Raw genomic sequence first — 17,003 nt, 5'->3', positions numbered from 1 at the left:
GTAGTTAAGAATGGCTATTGTTAAATGTAAGCCGACTTCCCCTGGTCGTCGTCACGTTGTTAAAGTTGTTAACGCTGACCTACACAAGGGCAAGCCATACGCACCTCTTCTAGAGAAAAACTCTAAGAACGGTGGTCGTAACAACAACGGTCGTATCACAGTACGTCACATCGGCGGTGGTCACAAGCACCACTACCGTGTAGTTGACTTCAAACGTACTAAAGATGGCATCCCAGCGAAAGTTGAGCGTCTAGAATACGATCCAAACCGTAGCGCAAACATTGCTCTAGTTCTTTACAAAGACGGTGAGCGTCGCTACATCCTAGCACCTAAAGGTGTTAACGCGGGTGATGTTATCCAATCTGGTGTTGATGCACCGATTAAAGCTGGTAACACTCTTCCAATGCGTAACATCCCAGTAGGTTCAACTGTACACAACGTTGAACTAAAACCTGGTAAAGGTGGTCAGCTAGCTCGTTCGGCTGGTGCTTACGCTCAAATCGTTGCTCGCGACGGTGCGTACGTAACTATCCGTCTACGTTCTGGCGAAATGCGCAAAGTTCTTTCTGAAGGCCGTGCAACAATCGGTGAAGTTGGTAACTCTGAGCACATGCTACGTGAACTTGGTAAAGCTGGTGCTTCACGCTGGCGCGGCGTACGTCCAACCGTACGTGGTGTAGTAATGAACCCGGTTGATCACCCACACGGTGGTGGTGAAGGTCGTACTTCTGGTGGCCGTCATCCAGTATCTCCTTGGGGTATGCCAACTAAAGGCTTCAAGACTCGTAAGAACAAACGCACTGACAAGTACATCGTACGTCGTCGTAACAAGTAATCTATATAAAGAGGAATCGCCATGCCACGTTCTCTCAAGAAAGGTCCTTTTATTGACCTACACTTGCTGAAGAAGGTAGAGAAAGCGGTGGAAAGCGGAGACAAAAAGCCTATTAAGACTTGGTCCCGTCGTTCAATGATCATCCCTACGATGATCGGTTTGACCATCGCTGTCCATAATGGTCGTCAGCACGTACCAGTATTTGTAACTGAAGAAATGATCGGTCACAAACTGGGTGAATTCGCACCAACACGTACTTACCGCGGTCACGCTGCGGATAAGAAAGCTAAGAAGCGTTAAGGAGTAAATGATGGAAGCTATTGCTAAACATAACTTTGCTCGCATTTCGCCTCAGAAAGCTCGCTTAGTTGCGGATCTAATTCGTGGTAAATCTGTTGACCAAGCTCTAGAAATCCTAACTTTCAGCAACAAAAAAGCTGCTGTTCTAGTTAAGAAAGTTCTAGAGTCTGCTATCGCTAACGCGGAGCACAACGAAGGTGCAGATATTGACGATCTGAATGTCGCAAAAATCTTTGTAGATGAAGGCCCAACCATGAAGCGTATTATGCCTCGTGCTAAAGGTCGTGCGGATCGTATCTTGAAGCGTTCAAGCCACATCACTGTTGTTGTAGCAGATCGCTAGAGACTAGGAGAGTAAGCAATGGGTCAAAAAGTACATCCTAATGGTATTCGTCTTGGCATCGTTAAGCCTTGGAATGCTACATGGTTTGCTAACACCAAAGATTTCGCTGACAACCTAGACGGCGACTTCAAGGTACGTCAGTTCCTTACTAAGGAACTACAAAAAGCATCTCTTTCACGCATCGTTATCGAGCGTCCTGCTAAGAGCATCCGTGTGACTATTCACACTGCTCGTCCAGGCGTTGTAATCGGTAAGAAAGGTGAAGACGTTGAGAAACTACGCACAGCTGTAGCAAAAATTGCAGGTGTACCAGCGCAAATTAATATCGCTGAAGTACGTAAACCTGAACTTGATGCACAACTTGTTGGCGATAGCATCGCGTCTCAACTAGAGCGTCGTGTTATGTTCCGTCGTGCTATGAAGCGCGCGGTACAAAACGCAATGCGTCTAGGTGCTAAAGGCATCAAAGTGGAAGTAAGCGGTCGTCTAGGCGGCGCTGAAATCGCACGTTCTGAGTGGTACCGTGAAGGTCGTGTGCCTCTACACACTCTACGTGCAGACATTGATTACGCAACTTCTTCGGCTCACACTCAATACGGTGTGATCGGCATTAAAACTTGGATCTTCAAAGGTGAGATTCTAGGTGGTATGCCAGCAGCTAACGCTGTAGAGCCTAAAGGCGATAAGCCTAAGAAGCAGCGTAAAGGCCGTAAGTAAGGAGTCGACAGATGCTACAACCTAAACGTACTAAGTTCCGTAAGGTTCAGACAGGTCGTAACCGTGGTCTAGCTAAAGGTACTGATGTAAGCTTCGGCGAATTCGGTCTTAAAGCTGTTGGCCGTGGTCGTCTAACTGCTCGTCAAATCGAAGCGGCACGTCGTGCAATGACACGTCACGTTAAGCGTCAAGGTAAAATCTGGATCCGTGTGTTCCCAGACAAACCAATCACAGAAAAACCACTTGAAGTTCGTCAAGGTAAGGGTAAAGGTAACGTTGAGTACTGGGTAGCCCAAATCCAACCTGGTAAGGTTATGTACGAAATGGGTGGTGTACCTGAAGAATTGGCGCGTGAAGCGTTCCGCCTAGCGGCTCGTAAACTGCCATTCAAAACTACATTTGTAACTAAGCAGGTGATGTGATGAAAGCACAAGATCTACGCGAGAAAAGCGTTGAAGAGCTTAACGCTGAGCTATTGAATTTGCTACGCGAACAGTTCAACTTGCGCATGCAAGCTGCAACTGGTCAGCTACAGCAAACTCATACTCTGAAAGCTGTACGCCGTGATATCGCACGTGTGAAAACTGTTTTGACTGAGAAGGCAGGCGCATAATGAGCGAAGTAAAACGTACTCAACAAGGTCGTGTAGTTAGCGACAAGATGGACAAGTCTATCGTTGTTGCTATCGAACGCATGGTGAAACACCCAATTTACGGTAAATACGTAAAGCGTACGACTAAAGTACACGCACATGACGAAAACAACACTTGTGGCCTAGGCGACAAAGTTGAAATCGCAGAGTGTCGTCCACTGTCTAAGACTAAGTCTTGGACATTGGTAAAAGTCCTAGAAAAGGCGAAGATGTAATCTTCACTATTCTATAGGTAGGAAAGCGGCTCCAAAAAATTTTTGGGGCCGTTTATTTTTTGACTACCCAATCACAAAAAAGGGTGGTACAATCCGCGTCTCTTTTAAGAGGCAGCCCGACCCGTGATGGGTCTAGTTATTAATATTTAGCGGAGCACTAACATGATCCAAATGCAAAGTATGCTGGACGCAGCTGATAACTCAGGCGCACGCAGCGTAATGTGTATTAAGGTTCTGGGTGGCTCACACCGCCGTTATGCACATATCGGTGACGTCATCAAAGTTACTGTTAAGGAAGCAATTCCTCGCGGTAAAGTAAAGAAAGGTGACGTTATGAAGGCGGTTGTAGTGCGCACCCGTAAAGGCGTACGTCGTCCTGACGGTTCTGTCATTCGCTTCGACCGAAATGCTTGCGTACTGTTGAATAACACTACTGAGCAACCAATCGGTACACGTATCTTTGGTCCTGTGACACGCGAACTTCGTGGCGATAAGTTCATGAAGATCGTTTCACTGGCTCCAGAAGTTCTGTAAGGAGCACGTAGAAATGGCAGCTAAAATCCGTCGTAATGACGAAGTAATCGTTCTTGCTGGTAAAGACAAAGGCAAGAAAGGTAAAGTAACTAAGGTCCTAGCAACTGGTAAAGTTATCGTTGAAGGTATCAACCTTGTTAAGAAACACCAGAAACCTGTTCCTGCACTAGGTATCCAAGGCGGTATTGTAGAGCAAGAAGCAGCTATCGATGTTTCTAACGTGGCGATCTTTAACGCAGCTACTGGTAAAGCTGACCGTATCGGTTTCCGTTTTGAAGATGGTAAGAAAGTTCGTTTCTTTAAATCTAACAACGAAATCGTTTCTAACTAATAGAAGTAATTTGGAGTTCTACTATGGCGAAACTGCATGATTACTACAAGTCGTCTGTAGTCGCTGAACTGACCAAACAGTTTAGCTACACAAGCGTCATGCAAGTCCCTAGAATCGAGAAAATCACCCTAAACATGGGTGTTGGTGAAGCAATCAACGATAAGAAACTGCTAGAAAACGCAGCTGCTGATATGGCAACGATCTCTGGTCAAAAGCCACTTATCACTAAAGCTCGTAAATCTGTTGCAGGTTTCAAAATCCGTGAAGGCTACCCTATCGGTTGTAAAGTAACCTTGCGTGGCGAACGTATGTGGGAATTTTTAGAGCGTTTAATCTCTATCGCACTTCCACGTGTACGTGACTTCCGTGGTGTTAGCGCTAAGTCTTTTGACGGTCGCGGTAACTACAGCATGGGCGTTCGCGAGCAAATCATCTTCCCGGAAATCGACTTTGATAAAGTTGATCGAGTACGCGGTCTAGACATCACTATTACGACGTCTGCTGGTACTGATGAGGAAGGCCGTGCTCTGCTGGCTGCCTTTAACTTCCCATTCCGTAAGTAAGGTGAAGGGTTACTGTTATGGCTAAAAATTCAATGAAAGCACGTGAAGCAAAACGTGCGAAGCTAGTAGCTAAGTTCGCTGAAAAGCGTGCAGCGCTAAAAGCTATCATCAGCGATGTAAACGCATCTGAAGAAGATCGTTGGAATGCGGTTCTTACACTGCAATCTCTTCCACGTGATTCAAGTGCATCACGTCAGCGCAACCGTTGTAACCAAACTGGTCGTCCACACGGTTACCTACGTAAGTTCGGTCTAAGCCGTATTAAGGTTCGTGAAGCTTGCATGAAAGGCGAGATTCCGGGTCTTCGTAAGGCTAGCTGGTAATTGCCACTTAATCATTTGGAGTAAATCATATGAGCATGCAAGATCCGATTTCGGATATGCTGACCCGCGTTCGTAACGGTCAGGCAGCAAACAAAGTTGCTGTTAAAATGCCTTCTTCAAAGCTTAAAGTTGCAATTGCTGCACTACTAAAAGCTGAAGGTTACATCGTTGACTTCGCTGTTGAAGGCGAAGCAAAACCTGAGCTAGAAGTTACACTTAAGTACTTCCAAGCAAAACCAGTAATCGAGCAACTTAAACGTGTTTCTCGTCCAGGTCTACGTGTTTACAAGAAGAAAGATCAACTTCCTTCTGTAATGGGTGGTCTTGGTATTGCTATCGTTTCAACTTCCAAGGGTCTTATGTCAGACCGCGCTGCACGTAAAGCAGGTCTTGGTGGTGAAATCATCTGCTACGTAGCTTAATAGGAGTAGAATATGTCTCGTGTTGCTAAGGCACCTGTCGCTATTCCAGCTGGCGTAGAGGTGAAACTAAACGGCCAAGAAATCACTGTAAAAGGTGCGAAGGGCGAACTAACACGCGTTGTTAACAATGCAGTTGTTGTTGCTCAGGAAGAAAACAACCTAACTTTCGGTCCTAAAGAAGGTTTTGCTAACGCATGGGCACAAGCTGGTACAGCTCGCGCTCTAGTTAACAACATGGTTGTTGGTGTTACTGAAGGCTTTACTAAGAAGCTAACTCTTAAAGGTGTTGGTTACCGTGCTGCTATTAAAGGCAACGCTGTAGGTCTAACACTAGGCTTCTCTCACCCAGTTGAGCACGAGTTGCCAGCGGGTATTAAAGCTGAATGTCCAAGCCAAACTGAAATCATCATTACTGGTTGTGATAAGCAACTAGTTGGTCAAGTTGCGGCTGACATTCGTTCTTACCGTCAACCTGAGCCTTACAAAGGTAAAGGTGTTCGTTACGCAGATGAAAATGTGCGTACTAAAGAAGCTAAGAAGAAGTAAGGTAACACTATGGATAAGAAAGCATCTCGCATCCGTCGTGCTACACGCGCACGTCGTAAGATTGCAGAACTGGGTGCGACTCGCCTAGTTGTACACCGTACTCCTCGTCACGTGTACGCACAGGTTATCGCGGCTAATGGCTCTGAGGTTATCGCAGCAGCTTCTACTGTAGAAAAAGCGATCCGTGAGCAAGTGAAATACACTGGTAACGTTGATGCAGCTAAAGCAGTAGGTAAAGCTGTTGCTGAGCGCGCTCTTGAAAAAGGCGTAACTGCAGTTGCATTTGATCGTTCTGGTTTCCAATACCACGGTCGAGTAGCGGCGCTAGCAGAATCTGCTCGCGAAGCTGGTCTGAAATTCTAAGGTAGGGTTGGAAGATGGCTAAAGAACAACAAGTTCAAGCGAATGATTTGCAAGAAAAATTAATCGCAGTTAACCGTGTTTCTAAAACGGTTAAAGGCGGTCGAATCATGAGCTTCACTGCACTAACAGTAGTTGGTGACGGTAACGGTCGTGTAGGTTTCGGTTACGGCAAAGCTCGTGAAGTACCTGCAGCGATTCAAAAAGCAATGGAAAAAGCGCGTCGTAACATGACTACTATCGCGCTAAACGAAGGCACTCTTCACCACCCAGTGAAAGGTCGCCATTCGGGCTCTAAAGTTTACATGCAGCCTGCTGCTGAAGGTACTGGTGTTATCGCAGGTGGTGCGATGCGTGCAGTACTAGAAGTTGCTGGTGTACACAACGTACTATCTAAAGCATACGGTTCTACGAACCCTATCAACATCGTTCGTGCAACGATCGATGCACTAGGTAGCATGAAGTCGCCAGAAATGGTTGCTGCTAAACGTGGTCTAACTGTTGAAGCTATTTCGGAGTAAGAACACCATGGCAACTATTAAAGTAACTCAAACTAAAAGCTCAATTGGTCGCCTGCCAAAGCACAAAGCTACTTTGCGCGGTCTAGGCCTTCGTAAAATCAACCACACAGTAGAACTTGAAGATACTCCGTGCGTGCGCGGTATGATCAACAAGGTTTACTACATGGTTAAAGTTGAGGAGTAATCAGAAATGCGTTTGAATACTCTATCACCGGCTGCTGGCTCGAAAACTTCTCCGAAGCGTGTAGGTCGTGGTATCGGTTCTGGCCTAGGTAAAACTGGTGGCCGTGGTCACAAAGGTCAAAAGTCACGTTCTGGCGGCTCTGTTCGTCCAGGTTTTGAAGGCGGTCAAATGCCTCTAAAACAACGTCTACCTAAATTCGGTTTCACTTCTCGCAAGAGCCTAGTGTCTGCTGAAGTTCGTCTAGCTGAGCTAGCGAAAGTAACAGGTGACGTAGTTGATCTTAACAGCCTAAAAGCTGCTAACGTTATCACTAAGAACATCGAATTCGTTAAGATCGTTCTTTCTGGTGACCTAAGCAAAGCTGTGACTGTTAAAGGTCTACGCGTGACTAAAGGCGCTAAAGCTGCAATCGAAGCTGCAGGCGGTAAAATCGAGGAATAATCTCGAGGAACGAGGTACAGATGGCTAAGAAACCAGGACAAGATTTTCGTAGTGCTCAGAGCGGCTTAAGTGAACTAAAGTCGCGCTTGTTATTCGTAATTGGTGCACTTTTAGTATTCCGAGCCGGCTCATTTGTGCCGATTCCTGGTATTGACGCTGCTGTACTTGCCGATTTGTTCGAACAGCAAAAAGGTACCATCGTAGAAATGTTTAACATGTTCTCCGGTGGTGCACTTGAGCGTGCATCTATATTAGCATTGGGCATCATGCCGTATATTTCGGCATCTATTGTTGTCCAATTGCTAACTGTAGTTCATCCAGCGTTAGCGGAACTCAAGAAAGAGGGTGAAGCAGGCCGTCGTAAGATCAGCCAATATACACGCTACGGCACGCTTGTACTTGCAACATTCCAAGCTATTGGTATTGCAACTGGCTTACCAAACATGGTCGACAATCTGGTTGTAATGAACCAAACCATGTTTACGCTAATTGCTACCGTAAGTTTAGTAACCGGTACCATGTTCCTAATGTGGTTAGGTGAACAAATTACAGAGCGAGGAATCGGTAATGGTATTTCCATTCTGATTTTTGCAGGTATTGTTGCTGGATTGCCTTCTGCAATCGGTCAAACAATCGAGCAAGCGCGTCAAGGTGAATTGCATGTACTTCTTCTACTGTTAATCGCGGTATTAGCTTTCGCAGTAATTTACTTCGTTGTTTTCATGGAACGTGGTCAACGCCGAATCGTCGTTAACTACGCTAAGCGTCAACAAGGTCGTAAAGTATTTGCTGCACAGAGCTCGCATCTGCCACTTAAAATTAATATGGCAGGTGTTATTCCAGCGATTTTCGCATCAAGCATTATCCTGTTCCCAGGAACACTGGCTCAGTGGTTTGGTCAGAACGGTGAGAGCAGCGCGTTCGGTTGGTTAACTGACGTGTCTTTGGCTCTTAGCCCAGGTCAACCTCTGTATGTAATGCTTTATGCAGCAGCGATTATCTTCTTCTGTTTCTTTTACACGGCGTTGGTTTTCAACCCGCGTGAAACAGCGGATAACTTGAAGAAGTCCGGTGCATTCGTACCCGGTATCCGCCCAGGTGAGCAGACAGCGAAGTACATCGATAAAGTAATGACACGTTTAACCCTAGCGGGCGCACTGTACATTACCTTTATCTGTCTGATTCCCGAGTTCATGATGGTCGCGTGGAACGTACGTTTCTACTTCGGCGGTACATCACTACTTATCGTAGTTGTTGTTATCATGGACTTTATGGCACAGGTACAGACTCATCTGATGTCTCAACAGTATGATTCTGTGTTGAAGAAAGCGAATCTGAAAGGCTACGGTCGTTAATAGCGACGGTAGACTCAGTTTCAATTACGGAGTTTAGCAATGAAAGTTCGTGCTTCCGTTAAAAAAATCTGCCGTAACTGTAAAGTAATCAAGCGTAACGGTGTCGTTCGCGTGATTTGCAGTGAGCCAAAGCACAAACAGCGCCAAGGCTAATTAGCAGAAATTTTTACTTGAAAACGAAGGTTAGGTCGAGTATATTCCTCGGCCTACCTTTTGCGTGCAAAAGAAGTAGTATCCCGCAGCGTATCCATAACGGGCTTTGCTGCGGCTAATTCTTTTATAGAACCACTTAGGAGTGAATAATGGCCCGTATAGCAGGCATTAACATTCCTGATCAGAAACACGCTGTAATCGCTCTAACAGCGATCTACGGCATCGGTAAAACTCGCTCTCAAGCTATCCTAGCTGAAGTGGGTATTGCTGAAGATGTTAAGATCAGTGAACTAACTGAAGATCAGATCGATCAACTGCGTGATGGTGTAGCTAAGTACACTGTAGAAGGTGATCTACGTCGTGAAGTATCTATGAACATCAAGCGTCTTATGGACCTTGGCTGTTACCGTGGTCTTCGTCATCGTCGCAGTCTACCACTACGTGGACAGCGTACTAAAACCAACGCTCGCACCCGTAAGGGTCCGCGTAAGCCGATCAAGAAATAATCGGGAAGGTAGAGTACAATGGCTAAACAACCAACTCGCGCTCGTAAGCGCGTACGCAAGCAAGTTGCAGATGGCGTTGCGCACATCCATGCTTCTTTCAATAACACAATCGTAACCATTACTGACCGTCAAGGTAACGCTCTAGCTTGGGCTACTGCAGGTGGTTCTGGTTTCCGCGGTTCTCGTAAGTCTACTCCGTTCGCTGCACAGGTTGCTGCTGAGCGTTGTGCTGAAATGGCTAAAGAATACGGTCTAAAGAACTTGGAAGTTATGGTTAAGGGTCCTGGTCCAGGTCGTGAATCTACTGTTCGCGCTCTGAACGCTGCTGGTTTCCGCATCACAAACATCGTTGATGCTACACCAATCCCTCATAACGGTTGTCGTCCACCTAAGAAACGTCGTGTATAACGTTTTTTAGATTACTGGAGAAAGATCATGGCAAGATATTTGGGTCCTAAGCTGAAGCTTAGCCGTCGTGAAGGCACTGACTTATTCCTTAAGTCTGGTGTTCGCGCGATCGATACCAAGTGTAAAATTGATAACGCACCAGGTGTACACGGCGCTCGTCGCGGTCGTCTATCTGAGTATGGCGTTCAGCTTCGTGAGAAGCAAAAAGTTCGTCGTATGTACGGCGTTCTAGAAAAACAATTCCGTAACTACTACAAAGAAGCTGCACGCCTTAAAGGCAACACAGGTGAGAACCTGCTTCAGCTTCTTGAAGGTCGTCTTGATAACGTAGTTTACCGCATGGGCTTTGGCGCAACTCGCGCAGAAGCACGTCAGCTAGTTAGCCACAAAGCTATCCTAGTTAACGGTAAAGTTGTAAACGTTCCTTCTTTCAAAGTAGCGGCTAATGACGTTGTTTCTATTCGCGAGAAAGCTAAACAGCAAGCTCGTATTAAAGCGGCTCTAGAAGTTGCTGAACAACGTGAAAAACCAACTTGGATTGAAGTAGATGGTGGCAAGATGGAAGGTACATTCAAGCGTATGCCTGAGCGTTCTGATCTATCAGCTGACATCAACGAACAATTGATCGTCGAGCTTTACTCTAAGTAAGGTTTAAACTAAAGAGAGGACACAATGCAGGGTTCTGTAACAGAATTTCTTAAGCCACGTCTAGTTGACATCGAACAAATCAGCTCGACTCACGCAAAAGTAACTCTTGAGCCATTAGAGCGTGGCTTTGGTCATACTCTGGGTAATGCACTTCGCCGTATCCTTCTATCTTCTATGCCAGGTTGTGCTGTGACAGAAGTAGAAATCGAAGGCGTACTTCATGAGTACAGTACTAAAGAAGGTGTACAAGAAGATATTCTTGAAATCCTTCTAAACCTTAAAGGTTTGGCTGTACGCGTTGCCGAAGGCAAAGATGAAGTGTTCATTACTTTGAACAAATCAGGCTCGGGCCCTGTGGTTGCAGGTGACATCACCCATGATGGTGATGTAGAGATCGCTAACCCTGAACACGTTATTTGTCACCTAACGGATGACAATGCTGAAATCGCAATGCGTATTAAAGTAGAACGTGGTCGTGGTTATGTTCCAGCTTCTGCGCGTATCCATAACGAAGAAGACGAGCGTCCAATCGGTCGCCTACTAGTAGATGCTACTTACAGCCCTGTAGACAAAATTGCCTACGCTGTAGAAGCAGCTCGTGTAGAACAGCGCACTGATTTAGACAAGCTAGTTATCGATATGGAAACAAACGGTACTCTAGAACCTGAGGAAGCAATCCGTCGTGCAGCTACTATCCTAGCTGAACAATTGGATGCGTTCGTAGATCTTCGTGATGTACGTGTACCTGAGGAGAAGGAAGAGAAGCCAGAATTCGATCCGATCCTACTGCGTCCTGTAGACGATCTTGAACTAACAGTTCGCTCTGCTAACTGTCTGAAAGCAGAAGCGATTCACTACATCGGTGATCTAGTACAACGTACTGAGGTTGAGCTACTTAAAACGCCTAACCTTGGTAAAAAATCTCTTACTGAGATTAAAGACGTACTTGCGTCACGTGGTCTGTCTCTGGGCATGCGCCTAGAAAACTGGCCACCTGCATCAATCGCTGAAGATTAATCGATACTAGTTAGAAGGATTAGGTCATGCGCCATCGTAAGAGTGGTCGTCAACTCAACCGCAACAGCTCACATCGTAAAGCGATGTTTAGCAACATGGCTAGCTCTCTAGTACGTCATGAAGTTATCAAGACTACTTTGCCAAAAGCAAAAGAGCTACGTCGCGTAGTTGAGCCTTTGATTACACTAGCTAAGACTGACAGTGTTGCTAACCGTCGTCTAGCATTTGCACGTACTCGTGATAACGAAGTAGTTGCAAAACTGTTTAACGAACTAGGTCCACGTTTTGCTGCTCGTCAGGGCGGTTACACTCGTATCCTAAAAGCTGGCTTCCGTGCTGGTGATAAAGCTCCAATGGCTTACATTGAGCTTGTAGATCGCCCAGCTGCTGAAGAAGCTGCTGAGTAATCTCAGTTCGTAAGAACAAAAAAAGCCGAGCAATAGCTCGGCTTTTTTGTGTCTGAAATTTGTTTCCTAGAGATAATCGAGTATCGAAATTTTAGCGGACTCACTCCCTTATCTCACATTTAAAATCACTACTGCTGGTTTTAAGTTTCCTGATTTTACGTTTTTTAGCTTTCCGCTCCCCAAAGTCCACTAAGGGAATTTAGCAACCCTTCACTTGCACCTTGGTCGCCTAAGTATCCTAAAATGACTGGAGCAAACTGGCTGATCATCGATGGGTCTAAGCCTAGTTTGTCGAAAGTGCTTTGGACAGCGCCTAAGTTTTCAATGCTCCCAAGTAGACTTTGAGCTCCTTGTAAATTTGCCATTCCCGGAATGAGCGATTGAAGCTCACTGCTATTCTGATCCGATAATTGGCCTTGCGCTAGAGCTAACAGTGCACCTGTGCCGCCGGCAGCTTGCTCAGTCGAGACGGGAAGTTGGCTCGTCAATAAATCCGTCAGCGGTGAAGATTCCACACCCATTCCCTCACTGACCATATCCATCAAACCACTTTGGGTATCTTTATCGGTAACGGCATCGAGAAAAGCGTGGGCAGTGCCAATGCTCATTGAGAGCAAGGTTAAGGTGAGAAGAGTTTTACGCATAATACCTCCGTGTGGCTTGCGATTATTATTGTTGTTTCTTAGCCCAAGCATTTAGAGGTCACTTGGGAGACTACTCAAGATCGTTGAGCTCAAGTCTGTTTATTCTAGACAAAAAAAGCGGCGCTAGTGAGCGCCGCTTCGAATTTGTTATTGAGAGAGGTCTCAATTATAGGATGTCTAGTAGTTCTACTTCGAATACTAGAGCTGCAAATGGAGGGATTGCAGCACCTGCGCCACGCTCACCATATGCAAGGTCTTGTGGGATGTATAGTTTCCACTTAGAACCAACAGGCATTAGTTGAAGTGCTTCAACCCAGCCTTTGATTACGCCAGTTACTGGGAACTCAGCTGGTTGGCCACGAGAAACAGAGCTGTCGAATACAGTACCGTCAGTTAACTCACCGTGGTAGTGAACGCGAACTTGAGCTGCAGCTGTTGGGATTTCACCAGTACCTTCAGTGATGATTTCGTACTGAAGACCAGAGTCAAGAACGTTTACTTCCGGACGTAGAGCGTTGTCTTTTAGGAAAGCTTCGCCGTCAGCTGCTGCTGCTTTTGCTGCTTCTTGACGAACGGCTTCTGCGCGAGTGTGAAGCTCTTGCAGTGCGTTGTTGATTTCGTCAATTTCGATTGATGGCATGTCGCCAGTTAGTGCTGTAGCGATACCTGCTGCGATAGCGTCAACGCTTAGACCTTCTAGACCAGAACCAGCAAGTTGCTGACCCATTTGCAGACCAATACCGTAACTTGCTTTCTGCTCTGCAGTTTCAAATTTAATTTCAGACATGAATGTCGCTCTTATTAGGAGTGATAAAGGTAACAGGATAGCAGTTTCGCGCTTAGGTTTAAATGATTGCGCATCAATGTGTCGATGTGAGGTTTAGGGTGTGACTTATCTCTTACTCCAAGTGAAATTTCTGCTAATTTACGCCAAATTACATTTTACTTTGGCGAAAAACATATACTCTCCGCGCTGGTATTTTTATACTGACACTAGAAGTATTAAGGGACTCATCAGAATGAATCGTCGCAGAAAGAAAAAGCAGCAAGTCGACCAAGTCGAGTTGATGAAGCAGAAATTCGCTGCTATCGACTGGAAGCAGCCTTTCAATAAAGAAAAGTGGCAAGAGCGAATGCAACCTGTCACCGAATTTTGGCATCGTCTTCCAAAGCTACATCAGCGAGCTTTAATGGTATTGGTACCTGTGGTGCTGGTACTTCTGATTATTCCAGTACCTAAAGATACTGAGCAGCTGATCGAGCCCCAAGCTGAGAAAGAGACTCAACGTGTGGCGATTCAACTTAACGCGCAAAGCTTGAGTGAGCAACGCTCTGCACAAAACGCAGAGCAAAAATTGGAACAGTGGAAAGAATACACGGTGAAAAATGGTGATACTCTTGCTCAAGTGTTCCGTAGTAATCAGCTTTCGATGGGCGATTTGAATGCCTTGGTGAAAATTGAAGGCAGCGACAAGCCGCTAAGTCGAATCAAGCAAGGGCAATTAGTCCGCTTTAAGCTCGCCGATGATGGTAAGCTAGACATGCTGCAACTAGAAAAAAGTGGTGAGTCGGTGATGTTTTTCCGTTTATCTGATGGCACATTCGGTCGCAATAAGTAACGTTAAAGAAGAACTCCTAGAAGGCGCGATGATTCGCGCCTTTTTTGTTTCTAACTACTCGTTGCTTGTTCTCTGCCATTTACTATCCTTTTGTCTTGTTCCTGTTAAGAGGTTAGTTCCTTTTCTTATTCCAAGGAAGAAGAGGCAACACGATCATCAAAATTCCCACTGCAGTGAGCCAGTCTGGAATCTCATCAAACCACCATATTCCAAAGAGTGTCACGAATACGAGCCCTGAGTATTCCGCCAAGGCAATCTCTCCGGCGGGGGCTTTTTGATATGCCAATACTGCCAGACCGTTATAGCTCAAAATACAGATCGCACTCGCGATTACCAGCGTTAGTTCCTGCCAAGTCATAGGTTGCCAATAAACCCCAGCTAATAGCGTTGACACTGGCAGGGAGAATAAGGTTGTCCACCAAAGCGTCGTGACGACAGATTGTTCGCTAGGCAGTTTTCTTACCAATATATTGAACATCGCCAGCGTTGTTGCTGTACCGAGTGCAAACAACGCAGCCCAATGGAAGTGATTTGGCCGGAGTACCACTAAGACACCAAAGAAACCAAAACCAGTCAGTAATACTTTTCTTAATGGTGGATGTTCTTTGAGAAACAGTATTGACAGTGGCAACATTAGAATTGGTGCGGCGTAAAAGACGGCGTTGGCGGTTGCGAGGGGCAGGTAAGTGACTGCGACCATCATGCACCCGCTACCAATCAATATTAGGTGCGCTCGCAACAAAGTAATAGGAGCTTGCTTGAGGCTGCGTTTACTTGGGTTTTGTTTGAGGTAAAAAGGTAAGAGGATCAACAGTGAAGCCAATTGGCGCACAAACATGTATTGGAAGGGGGAAATTCCACCTTCGATCAGTTTAACGGCAACATCGGAAAGTGATGCTGCCAAGTTACCGATAACCAGTAAGAATAGCGCCAAATAATGAGGTGACATTTAGTTTACTCGGCGCATATCCACATGAGGGATACCATCCTCAAGGTAGCTTTCAGAAATAACTTCAAAGCCATGAGTCGCATAGAAAGCCACTAGGTGTTCTTGTGCGCCGATATCTATCGTTTGACCTGCCCAAAGCAGTTGGCAACGTTGTAAGGCTTGCTCAAGTAATTCATGTCCCAGACCTCCGCCTCGTGCACTTTGTTTCGTCACCACACGACCAATACTCACATTGTCGTAAGTGGTGCCTGCAGGTAATAAACGAGCACAAGCGACGAGTTCATCTCCGTTATAACCCAACAAGTGATAGACACCATCAAGCGTATCTTTGCCATCGAGCTCTGGGTAGGGACAAGTTTGTTCTACGACAAAGACATCCACACGCAAACGCAGCATTTCATACAGTTGAGTCGTGGTCAGTTGAGTAAAAGGGAGGGCTGTCCAGTTGATCATTTCCAGTATCCATTAATAAGCGAATGCAGCTGACTTTACGTCGTTTTCTGCTATTACTCATTAACAATGGTTAATTTTAACTGGTCTTCGTGACAAATCTGGCGATAATGTGCCCTCTTTTCCATCCCACCTGAGGATATTTCCCTGTGATCAAACAAACTTTTGACCAAGTAGGGCTTAATCCAGCGCTACTAGAGACGCTTGAATCATTGAACTACACCCATATGACGCCAATTCAAGCGTTGAGCTTACCTGCGATTTTGAATCAGCGCGATGTGATTGGTCAGGGTAAAACAGGCTCAGGTAAAACAGCGGCATTTGGTCTCGGCGTATTATCAAACCTCAACGTAAAGCGCTTTCGCGTGCAGTCGTTGGTGCTATGCCCAACCCGTGAGTTGGCTGATCAGGTGGCGAAAGAGATCCGTACACTAGGTCGCGGTATTCACAACATTAAAGTTTTGACCTTGTGTGGCGGTATGCCAATGGGGCCTCAAATTGGTTCTCTAGAGCATGGTGCACACATCTTAGTAGGTACACCTGGACGTATCCTTGATCATCTAGATAAAGGCCGCATTAACCTTGAAGAGTTAAATACGCTCGTGTTGGATGAAGCAGATCGCATGCTCGATATGGGGTTCCAAGATGCGTTGGATGCGATCATTGATGCAGCGCCTAAACAGCGCCAAACTTTATTGTTTAGTGCGACATTCCCAGAAAAAATTGAGCAGATTGCTCAACGTATCATGCAATCGCCAGAAATGATTAAAGTGGAAGCGACACACGATACATCAAGTATCGCGCAATACTTTTACAAGGTCGAAGGTTCGGAAGCTCGCGATGAAGCGCTGGCTAACCTGTTACTGACTCACCAACCGGAATCAGCTGTTGTGTTCTGTAACACCAAAAAAGAAGTGCAGAACGTGACCGATGAGTTGCATCATAAAGGGTTCAGTGTAATTGACCTTCATGGTGACCTTGAACAGCGTGAGCGTGACCAAGCATTGGTTCAGTTTGCGAACAAGAGTGTTTCTATCCTGGTCGCAACCGATGTTGCCGCTCGTGGTCTTGATGTAGATAACCTTGATGCGGTATTTAACTTTGAATTGTCTCGTGATCCTGAGGTTCACGTGCACCGCATCGGGCGTACAGGTCGAGCGGGCAGTAAAGGCTTAGCATTTAGCTTCTTTGGTGAGAAAGATGGCTTGCGCGTAGCTCGTATCGAAGAATACTTGGATATGGATGTGATGCCAGCAACATTGCCAGCAAAGTCAAACCAGCAACCATATCAGGCGAAAATGGTGACCATTAATATCGATGGTGGTAAGAAACAGAAAGTACGTGCTGGCGATATTCTCGGTTGCTTAACGGGCAAAGGCGGCATTACTGGTGCGCAAGTAGGTAAAATTCAATTGATGGCGATGCGTTCTTATGTGGCTGTTGAGAAGTCTGCTGCGAAGAAAGCATTGCAAACCATCAGCAACGGCAAGATGAAAGGTCGTCAATTTAGAGCTCGAATTCTGAAGTAGAGCGTTATTTTTAAAATAAAAGCGGCTACTT

Annotated in this window: 30 protein-coding genes; 26 read left to right on the top strand and 4 right to left on the bottom strand. The window is 45.8% G+C overall.

Going from position 1 to position 17,003, the window contains the following annotated elements; all coding sequences use genetic code 11:
• Window positions 1-10: 10 nt before the first annotated feature.
• From rplB to rplQ, 24 genes are all read left to right on the top strand, one after another.
• Window positions 11-835: a 50S ribosomal protein L2 gene (gene rplB / locus L1076_RS19995; RefSeq protein WP_005435076.1), complete on the top strand. Its 825-nt coding sequence runs from the start codon at window positions 11-13 to the stop codon at window positions 833-835.
• 21 nt (window positions 836-856) lie between these two features.
• Complete coding sequence (gene rpsS / locus L1076_RS19990; protein ID WP_005435078.1) at window positions 857-1,135, top strand: 30S ribosomal protein S19; 279 nt, start codon at window positions 857-859, stop codon at window positions 1,133-1,135.
• A 10-nt stretch (window positions 1,136-1,145) separates the two neighbouring features.
• Window positions 1,146-1,478, top strand: a complete 333-nt coding sequence (gene rplV, locus L1076_RS19985; protein WP_005528535.1) for a 50S ribosomal protein L22 — start codon at window positions 1,146-1,148, stop codon at window positions 1,476-1,478.
• 18 nt (window positions 1,479-1,496) lie between these two features.
• A complete protein-coding gene (gene rpsC, locus L1076_RS19980; RefSeq protein WP_038864899.1) occupies window positions 1,497-2,195 on the top strand; it encodes a 30S ribosomal protein S3 in 699 nt (232 codons plus the stop codon).
• An 11-nt stretch (window positions 2,196-2,206) separates the two neighbouring features.
• Window positions 2,207-2,617 (top strand): 50S ribosomal protein L16, encoded by a 411-nt coding sequence (gene rplP, locus L1076_RS19975; protein ID WP_005379577.1) that lies wholly within the window; start codon window positions 2,207-2,209, stop codon window positions 2,615-2,617.
• On the top strand, window positions 2,617-2,808 hold the full coding sequence (gene rpmC / locus L1076_RS19970) for a 50S ribosomal protein L29 (RefSeq protein ID WP_004410456.1): 192 nt from the start codon (window positions 2,617-2,619) through the stop codon (window positions 2,806-2,808). Before rplP ends, rpmC begins: the two co-directional genes overlap by 1 nt.
• A complete protein-coding gene (rpsQ, locus tag L1076_RS19965) occupies window positions 2,808-3,062 on the top strand; it encodes a 30S ribosomal protein S17 (RefSeq protein WP_038864900.1) in 255 nt (84 codons plus the stop codon). Before rpmC ends, rpsQ begins: the two co-directional genes overlap by 1 nt.
• Window positions 3,063-3,224: 162 nt before the next feature.
• Complete coding sequence (rplN, locus tag L1076_RS19960; protein WP_005489425.1) at window positions 3,225-3,596, top strand: 50S ribosomal protein L14; 372 nt, start codon at window positions 3,225-3,227, stop codon at window positions 3,594-3,596.
• A 13-nt stretch (window positions 3,597-3,609) separates the two neighbouring features.
• Window positions 3,610-3,927, top strand: a complete 318-nt coding sequence (rplX, locus tag L1076_RS19955) for a 50S ribosomal protein L24 (protein WP_005435084.1) — start codon at window positions 3,610-3,612, stop codon at window positions 3,925-3,927.
• A 23-nt stretch (window positions 3,928-3,950) separates the two neighbouring features.
• Window positions 3,951-4,490: a 50S ribosomal protein L5 gene (gene rplE / locus L1076_RS19950; RefSeq protein ID WP_005528536.1), complete on the top strand. Its 540-nt coding sequence runs from the start codon at window positions 3,951-3,953 to the stop codon at window positions 4,488-4,490.
• Window positions 4,491-4,507: 17 nt separating this feature from the next.
• Window positions 4,508-4,813, top strand: coding sequence for a 30S ribosomal protein S14 (gene rpsN, locus L1076_RS19945; protein WP_004410442.1), 306 nt, complete (start codon window positions 4,508-4,510; stop codon window positions 4,811-4,813).
• 29 nt (window positions 4,814-4,842) lie between these two features.
• The gene (gene rpsH / locus L1076_RS19940; RefSeq protein WP_005450567.1) at window positions 4,843-5,235 is read left to right on the top strand and encodes a 30S ribosomal protein S8; all 393 of its coding nucleotides are present in this window, start codon (window positions 4,843-4,845) and stop codon (window positions 5,233-5,235) included.
• Window positions 5,236-5,247: 12 nt separating this feature from the next.
• Window positions 5,248-5,781 carry a 50S ribosomal protein L6 gene (gene rplF / locus L1076_RS19935; protein ID WP_038864901.1) on the top strand — a complete coding sequence of 178 codons (534 nt, stop codon included), beginning with the start codon at window positions 5,248-5,250 and terminating at the stop codon, window positions 5,779-5,781.
• Between the two features lie 9 nt (window positions 5,782-5,790).
• Window positions 5,791-6,144, top strand: a complete 354-nt coding sequence (gene rplR / locus L1076_RS19930) for a 50S ribosomal protein L18 (protein ID WP_005435088.1) — start codon at window positions 5,791-5,793, stop codon at window positions 6,142-6,144.
• 14 nt (window positions 6,145-6,158) lie between these two features.
• The gene (gene rpsE, locus L1076_RS19925; protein ID WP_005435090.1) at window positions 6,159-6,662 is read left to right on the top strand and encodes a 30S ribosomal protein S5; all 504 of its coding nucleotides are present in this window, start codon (window positions 6,159-6,161) and stop codon (window positions 6,660-6,662) included.
• A gap of 7 nt (window positions 6,663-6,669) precedes the next feature.
• Window positions 6,670-6,846: a 50S ribosomal protein L30 gene (gene rpmD, locus L1076_RS19920; protein ID WP_000201159.1), complete on the top strand. Its 177-nt coding sequence runs from the start codon at window positions 6,670-6,672 to the stop codon at window positions 6,844-6,846.
• Between the two features lie 6 nt (window positions 6,847-6,852).
• Window positions 6,853-7,287, top strand: a complete 435-nt coding sequence (gene rplO / locus L1076_RS19915; protein ID WP_038864902.1) for a 50S ribosomal protein L15 — start codon at window positions 6,853-6,855, stop codon at window positions 7,285-7,287.
• A gap of 20 nt (window positions 7,288-7,307) precedes the next feature.
• Window positions 7,308-8,642 carry a preprotein translocase subunit SecY gene (gene secY / locus L1076_RS19910; protein WP_005435093.1) on the top strand — a complete coding sequence of 445 codons (1,335 nt, stop codon included), beginning with the start codon at window positions 7,308-7,310 and terminating at the stop codon, window positions 8,640-8,642.
• Between the two features lie 39 nt (window positions 8,643-8,681).
• Window positions 8,682-8,795, top strand: a complete 114-nt coding sequence (gene rpmJ, locus L1076_RS19905; RefSeq protein WP_000868186.1) for a 50S ribosomal protein L36 — start codon at window positions 8,682-8,684, stop codon at window positions 8,793-8,795.
• 149 nt (window positions 8,796-8,944) lie between these two features.
• The gene (gene rpsM / locus L1076_RS19900; protein ID WP_038864904.1) at window positions 8,945-9,301 is read left to right on the top strand and encodes a 30S ribosomal protein S13; all 357 of its coding nucleotides are present in this window, start codon (window positions 8,945-8,947) and stop codon (window positions 9,299-9,301) included.
• Between the two features lie 18 nt (window positions 9,302-9,319).
• Window positions 9,320-9,709, top strand: coding sequence for a 30S ribosomal protein S11 (rpsK, locus tag L1076_RS19895; RefSeq protein WP_001118870.1), 390 nt, complete (start codon window positions 9,320-9,322; stop codon window positions 9,707-9,709).
• A gap of 27 nt (window positions 9,710-9,736) precedes the next feature.
• Window positions 9,737-10,357, top strand: coding sequence for a 30S ribosomal protein S4 (gene rpsD, locus L1076_RS19890; protein WP_005383146.1), 621 nt, complete (start codon window positions 9,737-9,739; stop codon window positions 10,355-10,357).
• Window positions 10,358-10,381: 24 nt separating this feature from the next.
• On the top strand, window positions 10,382-11,374 hold the full coding sequence (gene rpoA, locus L1076_RS19885; protein ID WP_005383143.1) for a DNA-directed RNA polymerase subunit alpha: 993 nt from the start codon (window positions 10,382-10,384) through the stop codon (window positions 11,372-11,374).
• Window positions 11,375-11,400: 26 nt separating this feature from the next.
• Complete coding sequence (gene rplQ, locus L1076_RS19880; RefSeq protein ID WP_005383141.1) at window positions 11,401-11,781, top strand: 50S ribosomal protein L17; 381 nt, start codon at window positions 11,401-11,403, stop codon at window positions 11,779-11,781.
• Window positions 11,782-11,945: 164 nt separating this feature from the next.
• Here the strand turns inward: rplQ and L1076_RS19875 are convergent, their stop codons facing one another.
• Both L1076_RS19875 and L1076_RS19870 read right to left on the bottom strand, forming a co-directional pair.
• Window positions 11,946-12,425, bottom strand: a complete 480-nt coding sequence (locus L1076_RS19875) for a DUF2780 domain-containing protein (RefSeq protein ID WP_237304323.1) — start codon at window positions 12,423-12,425, stop codon at window positions 11,946-11,948.
• Between the two features lie 166 nt (window positions 12,426-12,591).
• On the bottom strand, window positions 12,592-13,212 hold the full coding sequence (locus tag L1076_RS19870; RefSeq protein WP_038864908.1) for an FKBP-type peptidyl-prolyl cis-trans isomerase: 621 nt from the start codon (window positions 13,210-13,212) through the stop codon (window positions 12,592-12,594).
• 232 nt (window positions 13,213-13,444) lie between these two features.
• On the opposite strand from L1076_RS19870, the gene L1076_RS19865 reads away from it, so the two are divergent.
• Window positions 13,445-14,044 (top strand): LysM-like peptidoglycan-binding domain-containing protein, encoded by a 600-nt coding sequence (locus L1076_RS19865; protein WP_237304322.1) that lies wholly within the window; start codon window positions 13,445-13,447, stop codon window positions 14,042-14,044.
• 112 nt (window positions 14,045-14,156) lie between these two features.
• Here L1076_RS19865 and L1076_RS19860 read toward each other — a convergent pair whose 3' ends face one another.
• A complete protein-coding gene (locus L1076_RS19860; RefSeq protein ID WP_237304321.1) occupies window positions 14,157-14,993 on the bottom strand; it encodes a DMT family transporter in 837 nt (278 codons plus the stop codon).
• Window positions 14,994-15,446: a GNAT family N-acetyltransferase gene (locus L1076_RS19855; RefSeq protein ID WP_039974663.1), complete on the bottom strand. Its 453-nt coding sequence runs from the start codon at window positions 15,444-15,446 to the stop codon at window positions 14,994-14,996.
• A gap of 146 nt (window positions 15,447-15,592) precedes the next feature.
• Between L1076_RS19855 and dbpA the strand changes: the two genes are divergently transcribed.
• Window positions 15,593-16,972: an ATP-dependent RNA helicase DbpA gene (dbpA, locus tag L1076_RS19850; RefSeq protein WP_237304320.1), complete on the top strand. Its 1,380-nt coding sequence runs from the start codon at window positions 15,593-15,595 to the stop codon at window positions 16,970-16,972.
• Window positions 16,973-17,003: the final 31 nt, after the last annotated feature.

This window comes from Vibrio sp. MMG023 (assembly GCF_021654215.1).
GTDB classification, from domain to species: domain Bacteria; phylum Pseudomonadota; class Gammaproteobacteria; order Enterobacterales; family Vibrionaceae; genus Vibrio; species Vibrio jasicida.
This window is presented reverse-complemented; position numbering and strand designations above follow the sequence as displayed.